The organism is Virgibacillus sp. M23 (assembly GCF_034190895.1).
In the GTDB taxonomy this organism is placed as follows: Bacteria; Bacillota; Bacilli; order Bacillales; family Amphibacillaceae; genus Virgibacillus; species Virgibacillus salarius.
In genome coordinates this window covers 1-19,964 of the sequence record NZ_JAWDHA010000075.1, presented here as the reverse complement: position 1 = coordinate 19,964, position 19,964 = coordinate 1, and the positions used below count along the sequence as shown (strand labels likewise).

Below are 19,964 nucleotides of genomic sequence, written 5' to 3'. Positions count from 1 at the left end.
ACGGAAAGGGAAGTGGGCAGCCGGAGTGGTGGTCAAGCAGTAGCTATTATTCCATAATAGCTACTAGAGGAAGCGTAAATCTGAGCATGTAGTGATAAGGACTGAGCGAATTTTGCTCAGTTTTTCTTATTAGAGACAAATGAAAAAGCAAGTTTATCCCACAAATAATTGGCAGTAAGCCCCCGCTTCCAGCAATAAAGGGAAGCCATTATGGATAAATAGGGGGTCTATTGCCAGTTAATGTAATGTCCGATTGGTTCAAAGGCCTAGGTCATACCCTTGTGGTACGAACAATCAGTGAGATAGAAACCAAACTGTTTATGACAAAAATAAATAACAGGGAGTCTCATTAATCCAGTTGCTGTATCTAAACGAATTATATGAGACATCCCCGGTCATACTTGTTCTTCTCTAGAGGTGAAGATGCTTAGCTTTTGGCGACAAATGTCTTACAATCCGTTTCTTCCGTTGTTTTTGCTTTCGTTTGTTTGTGCGTAACCACGTAGATTCGATCAGCATTACAAACATTTCCTTCGCCCCAATACGTGCAATTGTTTACTTCGCAAAGCACATCTTTTGCCATTTCACACACCTCCCTCTCTCTTAGCATTGACAATAAGCTCTAAAAAAATAATAGGAAGCAAATACCTGCTGTATTATGGAGGCTATTTTCCTTGTTGATGCACTTCAAGGATGCCACTACCATTATCAATGGTTAATAAATGATCTGTATCACGAACAGCAGCATAAAAAATTGTTTTTTGGTCTGGATAACCAACAGCTTCTAGCCTATTTTTTAACCATTGTTCACTTTTGTTCATAAGCTGCAAATTATGATATTGTACGGTTCCTTCGATAATGACAGCTATTGGTAGACCTTGGTATTTCGTTTCCATGTTTAAGTGCATTGGAGTGACAGGTGAAAATTCTTGTTTTAGAAGGATGCTGATTTCTCCACTAGGTTCAATAATGGCATAGTCTATATTGGATATATCGGAATACCCCTTTTCTCGAATACTTGACAATAAACCAGTTAAGGTGAAATGAGAGCGCTTTAGATTAGCTTTAATTAGTTTTCCATGTTTGATGACAATTGTTGGCTGACCGATAAAAAATTTATTTAACCAATTAACAAGTGTAAGCTTTGAAAGGATAATATGAATTGTACCAATAACAAGAAGGCCTGTTATTGCATTAGTGAAGCTATTTGTAACTAGAGGACCAGCAGCTAGTGACACAACGAAAAAAACACCGGCTAAATCATGTGCAGTTAATTGAGCAAAGGCTGATTTACCCATTAGTCGAATGATGATAATGGTAAGGAGATATAACATAATGATTTTCCCAATATATACCACCATAAAAGGCCTCCTCATAATCTTCTGGTTACGTAGTATGGATAAATATAAAAAATATATAAGTATTCACATGGTATTTTCAAAATATTAGTAGCTACATTAGAGAATGAAATGAATGTTCTCTTGGAATGATATTTAAAATAAAGCAAATAGGGTAGAGGTGGTTAAATGTATACAATTTTTATTGATCCAACCATTCGTTTTTGGTTGTCGATTGGCTTAGTACTTATCATTATCGTAATTATTATTCGCTTTCGTGCCAAAAACAATCTGAAGAGTGATTCCCTCGAGCTTTTAGAGAGGCGCTATCAGCGTGGAGAAATAAGCCAAGAGGTCTACGAAAGGGCTCGTAAGCGTAGAGGAAAATAAAATGCTAAAGGAATGTCCTTTCAGTGAAGAGCTGCGAATACTAGGAGATTCCTTGAAAAAGAAGAGTGCTTTTTCTGCTTGCGATGTATAGCTACAGAAGGCTACAGAAGCCTTCCCTTATCCTGTAGAAAGCGGGCGATCCGAGATCACACAGTGTGGTTTTTACGGGGAAGACGCGGGCGTTCACTCACACCACGCACAAAAAATGCTTGTAGAAAACACTGGGGTTTTTCTACAAGCTAAGAAATCGTGAAGACCGATCTACTTAAATACTTGCTTGGATCAGTTGTTTAATTTCTTCTGTTTTTCCTTCGTGAAAAAGGTCGACAATCTTACTTCCAACAACAACGCCATCGCAATAAGAACTAAGCTCTTTTGCTTGTTTGCTAGTGGACACGCCAAACCCCGCTAAAACAGGAACAGGGCTTTGTTGTTTTAGTTGGTGTAGATATGTCTTTACTTTAGTTTCATAAGATGTTCTTACGCCTGTTGTACCTGTAACGGTGACGGCATAAAGAAACCCTTCTGACCGATGAGCCAACGTTTTAATTCGCTCCCTAGAGCTAGTTAACGCTGCCAGCCGAATGAATGCAACAGAACTTTGTTGGAGCGCATCTGTTACCATTTTTTCTTCCTCTAGTGGGAGATCTGGTATAATTAGTCCATCTATCCCAGCATGAACACAGGATGCAGTAAAGCGTTCAATACCATACCGATATATAGGATTACTATATGCCATAATAATTATTGGTACGGTACGCTCATCCTTAAAGGATTCGAGTTCTTCTAGCACTGCTGTTAACGTCGTATCATTATCAAGTGATCGTTTTCCAGCGTTCTGTATCGTTGGTCCATCTGCGACAGGGTCAGAAAAGGGAATCCCAACTTCTATCGCAGCTACACCGCAATTTTGCAAAAACAACGTACGCTCCTTTAGCTTATTCAGTCCACCGTCACCAGCCATGATATAGGGTACAAAAAGATTTTTATTTTCATTTTGTAATTGATTGAGGTAATTAACCAGTCTCTCTTTTCCCATCCTATTTATCCTCCAATACGTGTTTTATTTGCTCAACATCTTTATCTCCGCGGCCAGAGAGGCAAATTACTAGGGTTTGTTCCGAATCCATTTGCATGGCGAGTTTTTCAGCAAAAGCAATCGCATGTGCACTTTCTAATGCCGGAATAATGCCTTCGGCTTGGCATAATGTTTGAAATGCAGTTACCGCTTCATCGTCAGTAATAGATACATATGCTACACGCCTCGTATCATTTAAATGACTATGTTCTGGGCCGACGCCAGGATAATCAAGTCCAGCGGATATCGAAAAGGCCTCTTGAATTTGACCGTGTGTATCCTGTAGTAAATTCGTCATCGTTCCATGTAATATCCCAGGGCTTGGATGTACTAATACAGATGCATGCTGGTTTGTATCTAATCCAGCTCCTCCGGCTTCGACACCATACAGCTTTACTTGCTCATCCTCAATAAAAGGATAAAACATTCCCATCGCATTACTGCCTCCACCTACACATGCAATAATAGCATCTGGTAATGAACCATCTTGCTTGAGGATTTGCTGTTTTGTTTCCTTGCCAATAATCGACTGAAAATCACGAACAATTTTCGGGAATGGATGAGGGCCAACAACAGATCCAAGAATGTAATGTGTATCCTCAACATTTGCTACCCAATATCTAAGTGCATCATTGACTGCATCTTTTAAGGTGCCACTTCCATTTTTGACGCTACGTACCTCTGCACCTAAAAGTTCCATCCGAAATACATTCAGCTTCTGTCTCCGCATATCCTCTTCACCCATAAATACAACACATTCGAGACCAAGCAAAGAGCAAACCGTTGCAGTAGCTACTCCATGTTGTCCAGCACCTGTTTCTGCAACAACCTTTTTCTTTCCCATTCGAAGTGTTAACAGAGCCTGCCCGATCGTATTATTGATTTTATGTGCCCCTGTATGGTTTAAATCTTCACGTTTTAAATAAATCTGTGGCCCCGCTAACTTCTTTGTAAGGTTCTCTGCATAATATAAAGGGGTTTCTCTACCTATATAGTGGGTTAGATAGTCGTTTAATTCCTTACAAAATGTTGGATCATTTATTGCCTCTTCATACGCCTCTTCTAACTCGAGCAAAGCAGGCATCAATGTTTCCGGAACATATCTTCCACCGAAATTTCCGAATCTCCCATGTGAATCAGGCATTGTGTAGGTTATCATGAAACTCATCCTTTCGTTTTGCATTAGCTATAAATTGTTTTATCTTTTCTGGATCTTTGTTACCGTTCGTTTCGACTCCACTTGATACATCAACAGCATATGGATGAAGTGTTCGAATGGCGTCTCCAACATTTTCCGGTGTAAGACCACCTGCGATCATGATTCTGTCTTTTGGTATTGGTAAATGATTAAATAAATTCCAATCAAATGGAATGCCATTACCACCTGGGCTTTTCTGTACGGGTCCATCTAATAAGTAGAAATCGCATGGATAGGCTTCGATACGAGATACGTGTTGAGCATCCACTGGATATGCTTTAATGATTTTGCTATTTAATTTGTTAGCAGCAGCAGCGGATTCTTCACCGTGGAGCTGGATATAATCAAGTGGCACTTGTGAAGCTATCGTATTCATTGTTTCAAGCCTTTCATTTACAAAGACACCAACCGTTTTAACTGAACGAGGAAGGATATTTACAATGTCAGCAGCAACTTCTGGAGTGATGGACCGCTTGCTTTTGGCGAACACGAAGCCAATGAAGTCAGCCCCAGCATCAACAGCTGCTAGTGCAGCCACAACAGACTGAATGCCGCATATTTTAACGTGCATGCTTTGTACTCCTTTCCTTTGCAACTTTTAATTCATTAAAGGCTTTTGATACGTTAGTAGCGCGCATTAATGTTTCACCAATAAGTAACACCTCTGCACCAGCATCGCGTGCCAAAAGCGCATCAGAACGGGTACGAAATCCACTTTCACTAATAATCAATGTATCTCTATGTGGAATAAGAGCTGCTAGTTTTGCTGTTGTTTGTAAATCGACCTCAAAGGTTTTTAAATTTCGGTTATTAATCCCAATTATTTCAGGGTTTAACTCTAGTAAAACTTCCAATTCTGTGACTTGATGTACTTCGCAAATAACCTCAAGCCCTTTGTTTATAGCATAATGATATAGATCGTGTAATTGTTGCTTAGATAATGCGGCAACAATTAACAGGACGATGGAAGCACCAGCGGCTTTAGCGCGATCAATTTGGATGGGATGAATAATAAAATCCTTACATAATACGGGTATTCGAACCGCTTCAGCAACTGCTTGCAAATCTTCCATCGAACCCTTAAAAAAGGTTGTATCTGTTAAGACAGATATGGCTGCTGTACCACATGCTTCATATTGTTTTGCTTGTGCAACTGGATTAATCTCTGTTCTTATATCTCCTTTGGAAGGGGAGGCACGTTTTATTTCCGAAATAATCTGTACCTCGGAGGAAGTAGCTATTGTGTCCTTAAAAGGGATCGGTTGTTTGGCAGCATGGAAGGGGATAGATACTTGCAATAGCCGCTCTACCTCGATTTGTTTGCTTGCTATAATATTCTCTAAAACAGTCATTCATACCACCTCACTTGCGTATTTCTTACTAAAGTCAATTAAGCTTGTTAAACATGCTAACGCTTTGCCAGAGCGAATACTCTCTTTCGCTAACTCTACTCCTTGCTGAATAGAGGATGCTGTCCCATGTGCATAGAGTCCAAGCCCTGCATTTAAAATGACTGTATCTAAATAAGCGCTTGAATGACCTTTTAGCACGTCTTTCGTAATCGCAGCGTTTTTCTTCGCATCCCCACCTTGAATTTCTTCATAAGAGTAAACAGGTAACCCTACTTCTTCTGGGTGTAAGCTAAAGGATTTTAGTTTTCCACCTTCAAGCAAGATAAGATGGTTTTCGCCTGAAAGTGATGCTTCATCCATACCCCCAGCACCGTTGACAACAATTGCTCGTTCTCTACCTAAGTTACGTAATGCTTGAGCTACAATCTCCAGTTTGTCTTTACGGTAAACGCCGATAAATTGCGAGTTCAACGTAACTGGGTTAGTCAATGGGCCAATGACATTGAAAATGGTCGGTAATCCTAAGTCTTTGCGAACCTTTGTAAATGGCTTTAGTGCGTTATGCACATGTGGGGCGAATAAAAAGGCGATGTTATTTTTATACAATGATTCTTCTACTTGTGCGCGTGTTAAAAATAAAGAAACACCAAGAGATTCTAAAACATCTGCACTCCCAGTTTTACTAGAAACACTACGATTTCCATGTTTAGCAACTGGAACTCCTGCACCAGCAATCACAAATGCAGAAGTGGTACTAATATTAAAACTTCCCGACATGTCACCTCCAGTTCCACAGTTATCCATGACATTTTCAATCGTTGTTGTATGATATGATGATTGAGAGCGGATGACTTCTACCAAGCCAGTTATTTCATCAGGAGTTTCTCCTTTCACCTGTAATGCGGTTAATAAAGCGGCGATTTCAGATTCTGTTATCGAATTACTCAGGCAGGAAAGCGCCACCTTTTTCATTTCATCAACGGTTAAATGGTGTCCATGAAATAATTTTTCAAGATAAGTTCTCATAGGGATTCTCCTTTCTTATTCCTTGAATAAAGTTATGGATCATTTTCTTACCGACGGCTGTACCGATGGACTCTGGATGAAATTGCACCCCGTATACTTGGTAAAAGGGATGCTGTATAGCCATCACCTCTTTGTCCTCCAATGATGTTGCCACTAGTTCAAGCTGCGGAGGAAGTGATTCTTCAGCAAGGACGTACGAATGATAGCGCATGACTTCAAGCGGCTGTGATAAATATTGAAAGATACCAGCTCCATTATGTGTAACTAGTGATGTCTTTCCATGCATAATTTGGTTGGACTGCCGAAGTGAAGCACCCAATGCCTCACCGATAATTTGATGCCCCAAACAAATGCCTAAAATGGGAATTTGCTGATAGAATGCGTTGACTATTTTCAGGCAGACACCAGCTTGATCTGGCAGGCCAGGACCTGGAGAAATAATGATTGCCTGTGGTTTGAGCGCTTTTACTTCATCAACGGTAACGCAATTATTTCGGACAACTTTTACCTGGAAACCTTCTTCAGATACATATTGGTAGATGTTATACGTGAAGGAATCATAATTATCCAGTAGTAAAATCATTAGTAGACACCTCCATAAGTGATTTAGCCTTAAACAGTGTTTCCAAATATTCTTTATCAGGTTCGGAATCATGTACAATTCCAGCCCCAGTCTGTAGGTAAGCATGCTTCTCCTTGACTACAAGTGAGCGAATTGCCAGCGCCATCGTTACGTCATGATTATAATTAATAAAGCCTATGCCTCCACCATAGACACCTCTTTTTGTTCCTTCTAATTCATTAATGATCTGCATCGCCCTAATTTTAGGTGCTCCAGATACCGTTCCTGCGGGCAGACAGGATATTAATGCAGTAAAGGAGCTACAACCTTTTCGAAGCTTTCCGTGCACCTCTGAGACGATGTGCATGACATGCTGATATTTTTCAATGGTCATGTAGGTTGGAATGTGAATACTTCCAATCTCACATATACGACCAAGATCATTTCTACTCAAATCGACGAGCATACGATGTTCGGCAATTTCTTTATCATCCTTTAATAGTTCCTTCATAAGCCGCTCATCTTCAACCGGTGTTTTCCCACGAGGTCTTGTTCCTGCAATTGGATTCGTCATTACATTCCTACCGCGCGTTTCTATTAAGCTTTCTGGCGATGCTCCAAGAATTAAATACTCACCAAAATCGATATAAAACATATACGGAGATGGATTTACTTTCCGGAGCTGCCGATAAAAGGAAAAGGTATCACCCTCGAATGTTGCCTTCATGCGTTGAGATAACACAACCTGGAAAATATCACCCTGCTGAATATGCTGTTTTGCTGCTACAACTTGTTGCTGAAAAGCTTCTTTTGATATTTCAGGATAAAAGGTAAATGGTGTTTCTTGCTGATTACTAGTAGGGTTCGTTTGCTGAATCTGTTTTCGTAAATGCTCCAATTGATAATCCAAATCATTTGCTTGATCTGCATCGACCCGGATTGCGATCACATAAAGAATTTCACTAGCATGATCGAATACAAGGATATTTTTATATAGCATAAAATGAATGTCCGGCATGGCTAAATCATTCGTTAACGTTTCACCAATATCTTCTATCGATCGAATCGCATCATAGCCAACATAGCCAATTGCTCCGCCGTAAAAGGGAAGCGGTAAATCAATGGAAATGTGAGGTAAATGTTCCTCCAAGTAGGTTAAAGCGTTTTGATCGATTGTCTTATCTGTATGGTTGATATAATCAATATGTTCTGTTGTATCATCATAGCCAATAATCTCTCCGTATGGATGACAGCCAATAAAGGAATACTTTCCTTTCGTTTCATGTTGAAAGGTACTTTCCAGTAGGAATTTTTTCTCACCTGTTAATCGTTGGAATAATTCAATAGGGGTTAATGTATCTGCATTTAGTTTCATAAGCTTATACGTTGCTTCTTTTTTCAAAGCCATTTCATCCTTTCTTAGATTAATCATTCGTTTTGTTGTGATTAGATCATGCATCCCTAGATGATGAAGTAAGCACAAAAGCGTAAGCGCTCAATTAGAAACGTAGCGACTGGAGTGAGTCAACCGAGATAAAGGAATCACGGTGAGCTTACGAGCTGATGATGACTTAGCTTAGGGCGAGTCGCCTAGTTTCTGGGTACTGGAGCTGGACATGGCTCAACACCACATGGACAAATTTTATACTTTCCTAGACTATAAAAAAATCCTCTATAAACACATGATTTGTGTTTATAGAGGACGATAGGGGACCGCGGTGCCACCTCTGTTAAAAAGTGTAGACTTTTTATCTTTATTCGAATACGGGAAAATGCTTTCGAAAAATTGAAATGCTTGATCCGATATTCTATCCGTATAACGGCGGAGCTCCGTGCATCCCTACTTCTGTTCAGGAGGCCTCTTGTAAGTCCATTCAGCACAGTTCCACATACTAGCATCCCACCACCGCTAGCTCTCTTTAATGCTTTTACAATGCTTACTTCTCTTACGCAACGATTTCCATTCTATTTACTTTTCAACAGCAGTTTTCCATTTTAAATGCAAAAAGTCCCTCATCCGACAAAGGACGAGGGACCGTGGTACCACCTTTATTAGCTGAAATACAGCTCACTTTAGCAATATCAAGCTTTACGTAGCTTCATATATGTATCTCAGATAACGATGAGATTAATTCGCCAAAGCCTACTGCACGTATGGTTCGGTTTGGAAGCTCAGAAGTCCATTCATCTAATGAAGCACACTGATTCTCACCAGCCATCAGCTCTCTCCTGTGTTCGATTAGATTACTACTCTTCATCATTGCTAGTATTCATGGAATTATTTATTGGAATTAATATTAAGAGAAATTAGGTTGGAAGTCAACCCTTATTTTATACAATAGATGAATCGGTGACACTATTTTGTCACCGATTCTGTTGGATGACTAGTTTTTATTAGCCTCCTCCATTACCATTTGGTGGTGTTGGTAGCATAAATGATGGAGGAGTAGCTGTTTTCTCGCAGCGATTAGGATCTACATCACAGAAGTTCCCCTCCGGATCTTTGATGACCTGGCGTGTAACGGTAATCGTTGTACGTAATACAATCTTTACTAATATACCTTCGATAAGTCCTGTACCAGTGGCATCGACAACTTCAACTCCTGGTTGCGTGAAGATGCCTTCGACTTCAAGTGGCGTTTCCTGTAGCATATCCTGTGGACAAGCTCCTGGGAAGTCCGTATGCGCTTGGAATGGGATAGTTGTAGTAAGAACGTCAGGTAAAGCTACACCGGCAATCGAGACAGAAATAGTTGCTGGTACAACGCCAATATTTACTACTTTATCCTTGATTATTCTAGCGTTTTGCGTAATATTATCTAAATCTGGTACAACAGTAATTGACACAATATCACCTATAACAGGTAAGTTAGGGAATAATGTGATCGGAAGTGTTGTCTCTGCTACCTTCTGAACGGTTTTTGAACCTACCAAGGAATTCACTACGAAACAATCACTGTTTAGTTTAGTTACTTTAGGTTCTGGTTTCTTGAAATTACATTTACAAGTTTCACGTTTACAGCATGAATGATGTTTTTGTGGTTTGTGCTTTTTCTTTTTGTCAACCACTACAACGTTTTTGAAACATTTAGAGGACATTACATCCCCCCTCCTTTCACGAATTCTGTTTCGAAAATAAAATATTATTTTCAAGATTATACTATTAGCTAAAGGTGCTTTGTGATTGGACTTTTTAATTATTAAGTCATCTCCCCAGCATACATATAATTCGAGGACTTGGAACATAGGTGGTTGTATGATGTACTGCAGATCTTTTGGTCTATTTATCCCACCTATAACTGGCAGTAAGACCCCCGCTTCAGGCAATAAAGGAAAACCACTATTGGTAAGTGGAGGGTCGACTGCCAGTACATGTCCGATTGGTTCAAAGGCCTTTAGGTCATACCCTTTTGGTACGAACAATCCGTGGGGGATAAATAAAACCCCCACGGATGGAGGGTTCACTTTATTTATCACATTAGCGGTTATGTTAAAGGGGCTGTCCAAAGTTATGATTTCCTGTAATCAACATATGGTCTAACTGGAGAATTCTTTGGAGTCTTGTTAATAATAACCACGGATGTTTTAGTTATGTAGATAAGGAGCGGACTTTTAGACCAGCTCCACTTTTTTAAGCTCATGTTTTCGGAGAGGTATATATAATAGGCATTTGATAAATCTGTCTTTGCTGTTTCAAAAGAGTGATTTGGGTTATGAAAATATAAAGAAGGAGGCTCCTTAGAGAAATAGGGTTATCGTCTAATCGTGTATATAGATAAATAATAAGTAGGTACTATATACATTTCAATGTACTATAACCCTAGTTTCCAATAAGGTAGCCTCTAGAAATAAGTGTTATTTAAATGAGTGTAAAATCTTTATTCTAGACCGTTCTTATAACCTATTCGGAGGATGTAATAGGTTTTCTCGTAAATTTATTTTATTTTACCGCAACAGCCGCCTCTTCGAAACATTCCTCTTTTAATTGATGAAGATGAATTTAATACAATTGGCTTCGTTGGCGTCTTTAATTTTTTATAGCTGCTTTTTGCTTTCTTTATTTCTTTTGCCTTCAACATATCTCAACTCCTTAGGTTTTATAATGTATTATAGTATTATTTTGTGGGAATGGTCGGGCTATCGTGAGGATTCTATGCGAAAAAGGCATTCTTCATAGTTCGTATCACGTATTCGATACCATCTCACAGTGGGAGAACCTCTTTTAAAGGATATAATGATCATTTTTATATCGGTATCGGGGTGGTTAATAATATCTAATGTGGAAGGTATTGGTGCTGTAAAAGGGTGAGAATGATAGATAGCTAAAACATCTTGCTTTTCTTCATTAATTCTGTTCAACGTACGTTCAACATTATGCTTACTTACAAAAAAACGTCTATCAGACTTACATTCATTTTTTAATTGCCAAATAGATTGAACGTTCGTCTGATTTCCTGCTAACAAGCCACATGCCTCATAGGGTAAGGTTGAGACGCCGTGTTCAACCATTTGATTGTGTATGGATAGTGGGATAATGATCTGCTTACAGTTCATCTCACCCTCTTTTGAAAATGGAAAGAAGTGAAGTGAAGTCTGATTTTTTAGTTGATTCGGCTGATTGCTCTGAGTTACTTTTCGTTGCCTCTATTGGCATTTCTTCACTGGATTCTGTAATACTTTCTAGTGGCTCTTTTTCTATTTCCGTACTTGGTATATTTTCTTCTGTTACGTTATTTTCAATGGATAGATTATTTTCAACAGGAGTAGTGTCTTCAGTAGTAGGTAAGGTGCTGTCTGTATCGAGGCTTTCTTCTTTTTGCTCTTGTGATTTATTTTTGGGAGTTACTGTGCGAGTAATAATATTTTTATTTAATTCGTATTGAGCATTTCGGTACGTCTTCTTTGCCTTACTCATGGATATTGTTTCAGATTCCTGTGAGTTAGCATGTGTATAATAAGATTTTTCGTTGTTTGGTTTTGTACGACTATAGTGCTGTCTATTTACTTGGTTATTTTTTTTTTTGTTTAAGGGTTGCTCGACATTGTTGGGGAATTGTAGTATGCCCTGTAATTGTTTGTAGTCTGACCTCTTAGCTGAACGATTATTTTTAGCAGTATTATCCTCCTTAGGCTTCAATAATTCTTTGATTTGCGAGATTTCTTCTTTCAAACGTTCCAGTTCTATTTTCTGTTCCATGGCATTTGTGTTTTGGTTACTTATTAATTGATTTATCTTTTCCGAAAGCTCGACAAATGGCAGTTGTTCAAATTGCTGTTTAATCAGTTGTGCGTCTTGCCTTAATTGCTGTAAGAAATCAGTAATAGATGTAAGCTGGTTAGTGAGATGCTGCTCTTCCATTTGATGATTGGAAATTTCTTCTTGATAATTATTTTCCATAGCCTTCATGTCTCCTTCTAATTCAAAAATTTTCATCTTTAAATCGTAAAAGTCATCTTTCGTTTTAAAATAATCTTCAAATAATTTTCCCTCTGTCATGGCTCTAACTGTTTGTTTGTAGGCATCGAGCTCCTTTTTTAATTGATCAATATCATCAACATTATACAGTTCATATCGATACATTTTCATTCACCCTTTTACAGCACATTAATATACTATTTATGAAACATCAATATGTGACAAATGTGCATTTTTGAAATAGCAAAACATAATTGTTTTGACATACTCATTTTATGCACAACTTTCACGATTTAAGCTAAATACAGTCACATTTGATGTTTAAATTGTACGGATGCCGTTATGATTATGACATTTACCTAAATCCACGATTATCATGACAATTCCGCTATATCACTATACCGTTTGGGGGCTTTATTCATAGGCTACCAGTGAAAGAAATTAATCTTATTCGGAGGTGTTTGCAATAATGCAAGCAAATAATTTATCTGGAGGTCAGGAACTCCTATGTATTAATACAGAGAAGGTATATGACTGGATTCTTAATGAAGCAACATTTGATTTAAACCTAATGGATTTGGAATTGCCGCATAATCCAAATACTGGGGAGCAATTAACATGTGAGGATATCGATATCGATACAGTAACATGTACAGTTACGCCTGCTGCTATGGAGCCAATTGTCATTTTGGATCGAGTAGATCAGGAGTTAGTCATTGATGGCACGGAGGTAACCTTACAACTGGTAAACATTCGTAAAAACTTTGAAGTAACTGTTTTTGTTGATCTAATACCAGAACTTGGAGGAGGGACAGTAGAGGTAACGGAGGCAGAATTCACTCGTTGTGAACAAGTGATTCTTTGTGCACCAGAAGGAACAGATATTGATGTAAGTTACACAGATTTAGATTGCTTTGTATGTACAGCTTGTTGTGACGATACAATGCATCCTAATGAGCTTGATGTCACGCTTACTGTTCGTTTATGTCAAAGCATTCAATCAACATTTGATGTGACACTTGAAATTGTTGCTGAATTCTGTGAACCGAGAGATATGCTTCCAATTCCTCCATGCCCTGCACCAACAATTCCGCCGCAGTGTCCAGTAGTGTTTCCAAACAATGATGATGGTGATAACGATTAAGTTTCCAGCATAGTTATAAAGAGAGGAGCAGCTCCTCTCTTTAACTTTTTTGGAGGTGATCGAATTGGGGAGCATAGAAGAAGTAAGGCAGCTGATTACGGAATGGAAAGAAATGAATCATTCATACATGAAGGAAATAAAATGGTTGGCTTCCGAGGCAAAGAAAAATGTAGACTTGCGCGTTATTAGTTATTTTACCTATTCCTTAAATGTTCAACATGAAATGGGATTCGATAATTTTGCACTTGGGTCGTATCATATTCAAAATGTGGGAGAGAAACCGTTAACTAATCTCTATATTTGTCTAAAGGTATCTCCTAATAATGTGTTTGACTTTTCAGGAAAATATGTATATAAGGACTCAAAGCAGAAAATGAAATTAGCCAATGCATGGAAGCGAATAAATGACCCTACCGATAAACAAGAATTTTGGCTTAAGCCGATTCAATCACAAGCATTAAATCCAACAGAGACGCTGTCATTCGCAAATTTTCAAGTGAAGTGGAATCCGCAATCCTCCTACACAGGAAGTATGATGGGATTCACTTATGGTGATGAAATCGAAGGTGGGATGGAGGCTCTTAACCATATAAATATTAGTGGTAAGGTAGAAGGGGATGATGAAAGTGAATAATCAAGAAATGCATACACATTTTAAACGATTTCTTCAACAATATATAAAAGAGAACATGGAAGAGTTAAGTGTAAACAGGGAGGATCAGAATAATAGCTTTATTTTTTTAGAAGATCGTACACTTCAATTGATCATAACGTATATGTTCATGAAACTAGATAGTGGTCTGCATAGGAGCGATAGGAATGAGAAAGTTGAATCAGCCAAGATCGATGAGATCATTTCCGAGCTTGATGTAGGATTGGCGGAAAGTAGAGAGGGGTTTGAAGAAGTTATTCGCGTTTTAAGGGAAGGGAGCTCATGAGAATGAGAGAGTTTTGTGTAATGGTAGATTTTACGATGAATACCTAACTTTTCTCCGTAAACGATCATTCATTTATTATATAACTAGCAGTAAAACCCCCACAGATTGAAGTTTCACTTTATTCATCTTCCATTCTACCCCGTGTAGGTAACTACATACTTCAAATAAAGCAAAGCCAATACTATTTTCAATTGAAATACAAAATGCTATGGAATCCAGATCTATAGAGAAGTAATAGCAATGGTGAACAGCTAAAGATGAATTTTAAGCAATCCAATTCTGCAACACTTAAGGAAACGTACTTGTTTAATGAATACGATTAGTAAAGGCATAAACAATAAATCCGTATTGCGATTTAATACAATTTTAGTAGTAAAACTTCTTATCCAAGCTAATTTGTGCTATTTTTATTATATCGCTATAATCCTAGTATATGATAGAATTATTGACCATATCCCTTACCTCCAAAGCAACATTTTGAAATTGAAGGGATAGCTGTCAGTAATTAATTTAGTTTATTCAAGTCTACATGGATTTAGGTTATAAAGGCGTTGCCACCGATGTGGTGAAGTTTTTATCCCGCATATAACTGGCAGTAAGACACCACACTCCAAGCAAAAAGTGAAACCAATATGAGTAGATGTAGGGTCGACTGCCAGTAAATGTCCGATTGGTTCTAGGGCCTTTAGCTCATACCCTTGTGGTACTAACAATCAGTGGGGAATAAACAAAACCCCACAGATTGAAGTTTCACTTTATTTAAAGTTTTGTATGCAGGAAAGGACGGAGGAGAATGGTAAAGAAAAAGGTAGGTATCATATTTGGCGGAAAGTCTGCTGAACATGAAGTATCCCTTCAATCAGCTAAAAATATTGTTGAGGCAATTGATAAAGATAAGTATGACGTAGTGCTAATTGGGATTGATAAAGAAGGGAAATGGCATTTAAATGATCAGTCATCCTATTTACTTCACGAAGAAAATCCAAAGCTTATTCAATTAAATAAATCGAACGATACCGTGGCTATAGTTCCTGGTGAACGAGATAACCAATTGATTCACGCATCAAATGCAATCCAAATTGATCAACTCGATGCAGTTTTTCCAATCGTTCACGGTACTTTAGGTGAAGATGGTAGTATACAAGGAATGCTGAGATTAGCTAATATTCCTTTTGTTGGTTCCAGTGTATTAGGTTCTTCCGTTTGTATGGACAAGGATATAGCAAAGCGCCTTTTAAAGGCTGTAGGAATAAATGTAGCTAAAGGGCTTGTTTATTCCAAAGCTAAGAAACAGCAAATCTCTTATTCATATGCAGTAGAACAATTGAGTACGCCAATTTTCATCAAACCGGCTAATCAAGGTTCGTCTGTTGGGGTAAGTAAAGTAACAACAGAGGAAGAGTTTTATAAAGGGATCGAAGAAGCCTTCCAGTATGATCATAAAGTGATCTTGGAAGAAAATATTATTGGCAGGGAAATTGAATGCTCTGTCTTAGGAAATGCAGAACCAAAGGCTTCATTGCTAGGAGAAATCTTACCGCAATCCGAATTCTATTCCTATGAATCAAAATATATCGATGAAAAAGGGGCAGAATTAGCCATTCCTGCTGATGTACCTAAGGAAACGACAGAACGTGTGCAGGAAGTGGCGATAAGGGCATTTGAGGCACTGGCTTGTGAAGGGTTGGCTAGAGTTGATTTCTTCATAACCGAGGATGAAGAAATTTATGTGAATGAGGTGAATACATTACCAGGTTTCACGAAAATAAGTATGTATCCAAAGCTTTGGGAAGTAAGTGGGCTTCCATATAAGGAGTTAATTCATACATTAATTGAGCTTGCCATTGAACGGCATGAGCAGGATAACCAATTAAAGAGTACGAAATGGGATTAATAGGATGGTAGATGGGGATATCAAAAAAAGATATCTTAATATAGGCACTTCTTGTGGAGAGCAATGTATGAAGACACTGGAATAGCAGGATATTGCTCACGACAAGGGGAGGCTGAACCATTGTCGGTGAAACAAGCTGTATAGAAAAAAGGGCTGTCTTTTGCGACTGCCCTTTTTATGTTAGTATGTGGTGAATTTTTCTGCTATCGGTGTTCGTTCTTTGATAGCTGGTTTTTCATCAAAATAACCTAAATGAAGGAATCCGATGATCTTTTCATTTTCTTTCAGTTTTAATATATCCTTAACAGCTGGATCATAGATATGTGGGTTGGTTTTCCAAACGACGCCGAGCTGTTTTTCCCAAGCTAATAACCAAAAGTTCTGGATCATACAAGCAACGGCACCATAATTCTCTTCCCATTGCTTCTGTATTTCTGCTTCTTCCATGACAACCACCAAAATTGCATTTGGTTCATTCAAATAATCTTCCCGATTTTGTTGTTTTTCTTCAGGATAAGTGGAAGCAACTTTTTTTGCGAAGTCAGGCCGCCTATCTTGTCCAACAAAGATAAAGCGCCATGGCTGCCGCATGCCGTGGTTTGGAGCCCAGATAGCATCTTGGAGCAAAGCAAATACCGTTTCTTCTTTTACTTCTTCATGGTTATAGCCTTTTTTAACTGCGCGACGCTCCCGAATAACTTTGGCAAGCTGCGATTTAGTTGCAGTAAATTCCATGGTTTACATCTCCTTATATTTGTGTTGCATTATTCTCAGTTAATTGATAATTATTTTCAGTTAAATTGTAGCCGATTAAAAGAAGAAAAGCAAATTAGCTCAAAAATTGCAGTATTTTGTTCAGTAATCAGTTTATCCCGCATATAACTGGAGACCTCCACTCCAAGCAAAAGTGAAACCAATGAAGTTCCACTTTATGAAGCCATCTTTTATACTTCAATGCGAAATAAGGCATGAACAATCATTATCATTTCTATTGGTTTTTCTTTGAATAAATATTTTTGCTCAGTCCTATTAGCTTTGTTTTCTAATCTGTTGTTTCGTTGCTAGAATATTTCTACTTGATACGAGAAACGTTTAACGCAATAATAGATAGTGAATTAAACAGCAAAGCTGTCGTTCATTGGAAAATATGTGAATTAATTCACAAAAATGGGAGGTCAGCATGAAAAATTTTCTGACGCGTAAAGGGGTTTCGCTATCTGGAAAAACGTATTTTATAACAGCGTTAAGTTATATGGCATTAGGTTTGTTTTCGTCTCTAATTATTGGGCTCATTATAAAAACAGCAGGAGAAAAGATTATTATTTTGGCTTCTCCTGATTTGGCAAATGCACTAATTGAGATGGGTAATTTTGCAATGGATACGAAAGTAATGGGAGGTGCTATAGGGGTAGCGATCGCCTATGGATTGAAAGCGCCACCGCTTGTTTTGTTCTCAGCATTATTCGCAGGTGCCTTTGGTGCCGAATTAGGAGGACCAGCTGGGAGTTATGTTACTGCGCTAATAGCTACAGAGTTTGGTAAAATGGTATATCAAGAAACGCGTGTAGATATTATAATAACACCTTTGGTAACAATTATATCTGGCTTTGCAGTTGGTACATTTATTGGTCCTGCTATCAATAAATTTATGGTAGGATTTGGCGAGATGATAAACTGGTCCACAGAACAGCAGCCGTTCATTATGGGAATCTTAGTAGCTGTGCTAATGGGACTTGCCTTAACGGCGCCCATATCATCAGCGGCGATTGCAATTATGCTATCTTTGGATGGTGTAGCGGCTGGAGCGGCAACGATTGGTTGCTCTGCCCAGATGGTCGGTTTTGCAATTGCTAGTTATCGGGATAACGGTTTTGGCGGAGTTATAGCTCAAGGAATTGGAACATCGATGCTGCAAGTTGCTAATATTTTAAAAAAACCAATTATCCTGTTGCCACCAACAATTGCTGGGGCAATACTCGCACCATTTGCTACGGTATGGTTAGAATTAACGAATAATCCTTCTGGAGCAGGGATGGGTACAAGCGGCTTTGTAGGTCAGATTATGACTTTTGAATCCATGGGCTTCTCCATGCATGTGGTTTGGAGTGTCATTGTTTTACATATTATAGCCCCAGCTTTTATCAGTCTACTGAGTGCTGAATACCTAAGAAAGAAGGGTTTGATTAAACCTGGTGATATGAAGATTACGTATGAATAGATTCAAAGAATAAATAGGTTTTAGAGGCTAGTTATTGTAATTCAAGCTTGTTTTGGCTATTAAATTTATCGCCACATATGACTGGCAGTAAGCCCCCGGTCAAGCAATAAAGAGAAACCGAAATGGGAAGTGTGGAACAACTGCCAGTAAATGTCCGATTGGTTCGGGCCTACATGGAAGTAGGTCACAAAGGCGTTGCCACAGGACGTGGCGAATGAAGCCTTTGTACGTATTTGTTTCAGTAAAAACCGGATGGAAGCTTCACTGTACATGAGATTTGATAAATCACATGTTTAGTTTTACACAACGTTTTTGCAAAGGGGGATTACAATGAATCCATTATTGAAAGAGGCAGTGAAACAAGCAGGAGATGAAAGTTCTATCTATAAGATTAAGCGCGTAGCAGGTGGGTCTATCAATGAGAGCTATTTTGTAAAAACAGATCGAAACAACTATTTTATTAAATATCATCCAAATGCCCCAAACCGTTTTTTTGAGCTGGAAGCCAAGGGTCTTCAATTGATAAAGGATACAAATACCATTGATGTACCAAAAGTAATTGCTTATTCCGATCAACAAGAGAGAGCATACTTAGTATTGGAGTGGGTTAGTGGGCAAGAACATAAGGATACGGAAAGACTATTGGGTGAACGATTAGCAAGCATGCATTGTCATAAAGGAGACAAGCATGGGTTCTCTAGTAATACTTATGTGGGAACACTCTCGCAAGTAAATGGCCTTTATACAAGTTGGCAAGCGTATTATCGAGAATGCCGTTTATATAGCCAACTAGAACTGGGGATACTGCGAAATCAAATTACCGGTAAACGAAGAAGACAGTTGAATAAATTAATAGATAAATTAGATTTGTTTGTTCCCGATCATGTTACTCCATCTTATTTACACGGTGATTTATGGGGAGGGAATTGGATTGTAGGAAGTAATGGAGCTCCATTCTTAATTGACCCTTCGTTCTTATTTGGGGACAGGCATTTTGAATTAGCATTTACTGAGCTATTCGGCGGGTTTTCGAATTCATTTTACCAAGCTTACGAGGAAAGATTCCCAGTGAGTAGTTATTATGAGGATTGTAAAGCCATTTATCAACTTTATTATTTACTTGTTCATTTAAATATTTTTGGAGAAATGTATGGTCCTCATGTAGATACGATCTTAAACAAATTCGTTGGTTGATTTGGAGGAGCTGCATCATGACATTTTATGATGTTCTTGTATTTATTCATGTTTTTTCTGCTATTTTAGGTTTAGGTCCTAGTTTTTTTAAAAGTTAAGAAAGTATAAAATCAGTGCAATGACTGCGTTAAGCCAAGTAGTTATTTTGAAATGTTTGATGTATATTGGCAATGCTCCGACTAATTACTTCGCTTTCCGCGGGCACGGCCTCAACTAA

21 protein-coding genes and 2 other annotated features are annotated in these 19,964 nt (G+C 38.4%); of the genes, 7 read left to right on the top strand and 14 right to left on the bottom strand.

The features are described from left to right. Positions 1-427: 427 nt before the first annotated feature. Together RVS70_RS19435 and RVS70_RS19430 are read right to left on the bottom strand one after the other, a co-directional pair. Positions 428-583, bottom strand: coding sequence for a DUF1540 domain-containing protein (locus RVS70_RS19435; RefSeq protein ID WP_080668733.1), 156 nt, complete (start codon positions 581-583; stop codon positions 428-430). 82 nt (positions 584-665) lie between these two features. Beyond that, positions 666-1,361: a DUF421 domain-containing protein gene (locus RVS70_RS19430; RefSeq protein ID WP_026682387.1), complete on the bottom strand. Its 696-nt coding sequence runs from the start codon at positions 1,359-1,361 to the stop codon at positions 666-668. Positions 1,362-1,526: 165 nt separating this feature from the next. Here RVS70_RS19430 and RVS70_RS19425 point away from each other — a divergent pair, with 165 nt between their 5' ends. Continuing rightward, a complete protein-coding gene (locus tag RVS70_RS19425) occupies positions 1,527-1,727 on the top strand; it encodes an SHOCT domain-containing protein (RefSeq protein ID WP_026682388.1) in 201 nt (66 codons plus the stop codon). A 265-nt stretch (positions 1,728-1,992) separates the two neighbouring features. Here the strand turns inward: RVS70_RS19425 and trpA are convergent, their stop codons facing one another. From trpA to RVS70_RS19370, 11 genes are all read right to left on the bottom strand, one after another. Beyond that, positions 1,993-2,766, bottom strand: a complete 774-nt coding sequence (trpA, locus tag RVS70_RS19420; protein ID WP_121604460.1) for a tryptophan synthase subunit alpha — start codon at positions 2,764-2,766, stop codon at positions 1,993-1,995. A 1-nt stretch (position 2,767) separates the two neighbouring features. Next, positions 2,768-3,964 carry a tryptophan synthase subunit beta gene (gene trpB, locus RVS70_RS19415; RefSeq protein WP_026682390.1) on the bottom strand — a complete coding sequence of 399 codons (1,197 nt, stop codon included), beginning with the start codon at positions 3,962-3,964 and terminating at the stop codon, positions 2,768-2,770. Next, positions 3,942-4,574, bottom strand: coding sequence for a phosphoribosylanthranilate isomerase (locus tag RVS70_RS19410; protein WP_321134505.1), 633 nt, complete (start codon positions 4,572-4,574; stop codon positions 3,942-3,944). Before RVS70_RS19410 ends, trpB begins: the two co-directional genes overlap by 23 nt. Continuing rightward, positions 4,564-5,355, bottom strand: coding sequence for an indole-3-glycerol phosphate synthase TrpC (gene trpC, locus RVS70_RS19405; RefSeq protein WP_321134504.1), 792 nt, complete (start codon positions 5,353-5,355; stop codon positions 4,564-4,566). The genes RVS70_RS19410 and trpC overlap by 11 nt, the downstream gene beginning before the upstream one ends. Further along, a complete protein-coding gene (gene trpD / locus RVS70_RS19400) occupies positions 5,356-6,381 on the bottom strand; it encodes an anthranilate phosphoribosyltransferase (RefSeq protein WP_026682393.1) in 1,026 nt (341 codons plus the stop codon). Next, on the bottom strand, positions 6,365-6,964 hold the full coding sequence (locus RVS70_RS19395; protein ID WP_026682394.1) for an anthranilate synthase component II: 600 nt from the start codon (positions 6,962-6,964) through the stop codon (positions 6,365-6,367). Before RVS70_RS19395 ends, trpD begins: the two co-directional genes overlap by 17 nt. Next, positions 6,945-8,351, bottom strand: a complete 1,407-nt coding sequence (gene trpE, locus RVS70_RS19390; protein ID WP_414617182.1) for an anthranilate synthase component I — start codon at positions 8,349-8,351, stop codon at positions 6,945-6,947. The genes RVS70_RS19395 and trpE overlap by 20 nt, the downstream gene beginning before the upstream one ends. 287 nt (positions 8,352-8,638) lie before the next feature. Then, positions 8,639-8,906 (bottom strand) — a binding site (T-box leader). A gap of 57 nt (positions 8,907-8,963) precedes the next feature. Then, positions 8,964-9,213 (bottom strand) — a binding site (T-box leader). A gap of 124 nt (positions 9,214-9,337) precedes the next feature. Further along, on the bottom strand, positions 9,338-10,042 hold the full coding sequence (locus RVS70_RS19385) for a hypothetical protein (RefSeq protein ID WP_121604462.1): 705 nt from the start codon (positions 10,040-10,042) through the stop codon (positions 9,338-9,340). Between the two features lie 836 nt (positions 10,043-10,878). After that, complete coding sequence (locus tag RVS70_RS19380) at positions 10,879-11,022, bottom strand: hypothetical protein (RefSeq protein WP_161629283.1); 144 nt, start codon at positions 11,020-11,022, stop codon at positions 10,879-10,881. Between the two features lie 58 nt (positions 11,023-11,080). Beyond that, positions 11,081-11,497 (bottom strand): Mov34/MPN/PAD-1 family protein, encoded by a 417-nt coding sequence (locus tag RVS70_RS19375; RefSeq protein ID WP_121604464.1) that lies wholly within the window; start codon positions 11,495-11,497, stop codon positions 11,081-11,083. A gap of 1 nt (position 11,498) precedes the next feature. Next, positions 11,499-12,524: a hypothetical protein gene (locus tag RVS70_RS19370; RefSeq protein ID WP_321134500.1), complete on the bottom strand. Its 1,026-nt coding sequence runs from the start codon at positions 12,522-12,524 to the stop codon at positions 11,499-11,501. A 304-nt stretch (positions 12,525-12,828) separates the two neighbouring features. Here RVS70_RS19370 and RVS70_RS19365 point away from each other — a divergent pair, with 304 nt between their 5' ends. From RVS70_RS19365 to ddlA, 4 genes are all read left to right on the top strand, one after another. Then, positions 12,829-13,503: a hypothetical protein gene (locus RVS70_RS19365; protein WP_121604466.1), complete on the top strand. Its 675-nt coding sequence runs from the start codon at positions 12,829-12,831 to the stop codon at positions 13,501-13,503. Between the two features lie 64 nt (positions 13,504-13,567). Continuing rightward, positions 13,568-14,137, top strand: coding sequence for a hypothetical protein (locus RVS70_RS19360; RefSeq protein ID WP_321134498.1), 570 nt, complete (start codon positions 13,568-13,570; stop codon positions 14,135-14,137). Then, a complete protein-coding gene (locus RVS70_RS19355) occupies positions 14,130-14,441 on the top strand; it encodes a hypothetical protein (protein ID WP_321134496.1) in 312 nt (103 codons plus the stop codon). The genes RVS70_RS19360 and RVS70_RS19355 overlap by 8 nt, the downstream gene beginning before the upstream one ends. 793 nt (positions 14,442-15,234) lie before the next feature. Further along, positions 15,235-16,335, top strand: a complete 1,101-nt coding sequence (gene ddlA / locus RVS70_RS19350; RefSeq protein ID WP_321134493.1) for a D-alanine--D-alanine ligase — start codon at positions 15,235-15,237, stop codon at positions 16,333-16,335. 180 nt (positions 16,336-16,515) lie between these two features. Here ddlA and RVS70_RS19345 read toward each other — a convergent pair whose 3' ends face one another. Then, entirely contained in the window at positions 16,516-17,070 is a 555-nt protein-coding gene (locus RVS70_RS19345) for a nitroreductase (protein WP_026682402.1), read from the bottom strand. 445 nt (positions 17,071-17,515) lie between these two features. Between RVS70_RS19345 and RVS70_RS19340 the strand changes: the two genes are divergently transcribed. Both RVS70_RS19340 and RVS70_RS19335 read left to right on the top strand, forming a co-directional pair. Next, positions 17,516-18,553: a PTS transporter subunit IIC gene (locus RVS70_RS19340; RefSeq protein ID WP_205389525.1), complete on the top strand. Its 1,038-nt coding sequence runs from the start codon at positions 17,516-17,518 to the stop codon at positions 18,551-18,553. A 330-nt stretch (positions 18,554-18,883) separates the two neighbouring features. Next, positions 18,884-19,747 carry a fructosamine kinase family protein gene (locus RVS70_RS19335; RefSeq protein WP_321134490.1) on the top strand — a complete coding sequence of 288 codons (864 nt, stop codon included), beginning with the start codon at positions 18,884-18,886 and terminating at the stop codon, positions 19,745-19,747. Positions 19,748-19,964: the final 217 nt, after the last annotated feature.

Coding starts and splice junctions, on each gene's coding strand:
- RVS70_RS19435 (WP_080668733.1), bottom strand. CDS start 583: ATGGCAAAAGATGTGCTTTGCGAAGTAAACAATTGCACGTATTGGGGC.
- RVS70_RS19430 (WP_026682387.1), bottom strand. CDS start 1,361: ATGGTGGTATATATTGGGAAAATCATTATGTTATATCTCCTTACCATT.
- RVS70_RS19425 (WP_026682388.1), top strand. CDS start 1,527: ATGTATACAATTTTTATTGATCCAACCATTCGTTTTTGGTTGTCGATT.
- trpA (WP_121604460.1), bottom strand. CDS start 2,766: ATGGGAAAAGAGAGACTGGTTAATTACCTCAATCAATTACAAAATGAA.
- trpB (WP_026682390.1), bottom strand. CDS start 3,964: ATGATAACCTACACAATGCCTGATTCACATGGGAGATTCGGAAATTTC.
- RVS70_RS19410 (WP_321134505.1), bottom strand. CDS start 4,574: ATGCACGTTAAAATATGCGGCATTCAGTCTGTTGTGGCTGCACTAGCA.
- trpC (WP_321134504.1), bottom strand. CDS start 5,355: ATGACTGTTTTAGAGAATATTATAGCAAGCAAACAAATCGAGGTAGAG.
- trpD (WP_026682393.1), bottom strand. CDS start 6,381: ATGAGAACTTATCTTGAAAAATTATTTCATGGACACCATTTAACCGTT.
- RVS70_RS19395 (WP_026682394.1), bottom strand. CDS start 6,964: ATGATTTTACTACTGGATAATTATGATTCCTTCACGTATAACATCTAC.
- trpE (WP_414617182.1), bottom strand. CDS start 8,351: ATGGCTTTGAAAAAAGAAGCAACGTATAAGCTTATGAAACTAAATGCA.
- RVS70_RS19385 (WP_121604462.1), bottom strand. CDS start 10,042: ATGTCCTCTAAATGTTTCAAAAACGTTGTAGTGGTTGACAAAAAGAAA.
- RVS70_RS19380 (WP_161629283.1), bottom strand. CDS start 11,022: ATGTTGAAGGCAAAAGAAATAAAGAAAGCAAAAAGCAGCTATAAAAAA.
- RVS70_RS19375 (WP_121604464.1), bottom strand. CDS start 11,497: ATGAACTGTAAGCAGATCATTATCCCACTATCCATACACAATCAAATG.
- RVS70_RS19370 (WP_321134500.1), bottom strand. CDS start 12,524: ATGTATCGATATGAACTGTATAATGTTGATGATATTGATCAATTAAAA.
- RVS70_RS19365 (WP_121604466.1), top strand. CDS start 12,829: ATGCAAGCAAATAATTTATCTGGAGGTCAGGAACTCCTATGTATTAAT.
- ddlA (WP_321134493.1), top strand. CDS start 15,235: ATGGTAAAGAAAAAGGTAGGTATCATATTTGGCGGAAAGTCTGCTGAA.
- RVS70_RS19345 (WP_026682402.1), bottom strand. CDS start 17,070: ATGGAATTTACTGCAACTAAATCGCAGCTTGCCAAAGTTATTCGGGAG.
- RVS70_RS19340 (WP_205389525.1), top strand. CDS start 17,516: ATGAAAAATTTTCTGACGCGTAAAGGGGTTTCGCTATCTGGAAAAACG.
- RVS70_RS19335 (WP_321134490.1), top strand. CDS start 18,884: ATGAATCCATTATTGAAAGAGGCAGTGAAACAAGCAGGAGATGAAAGT.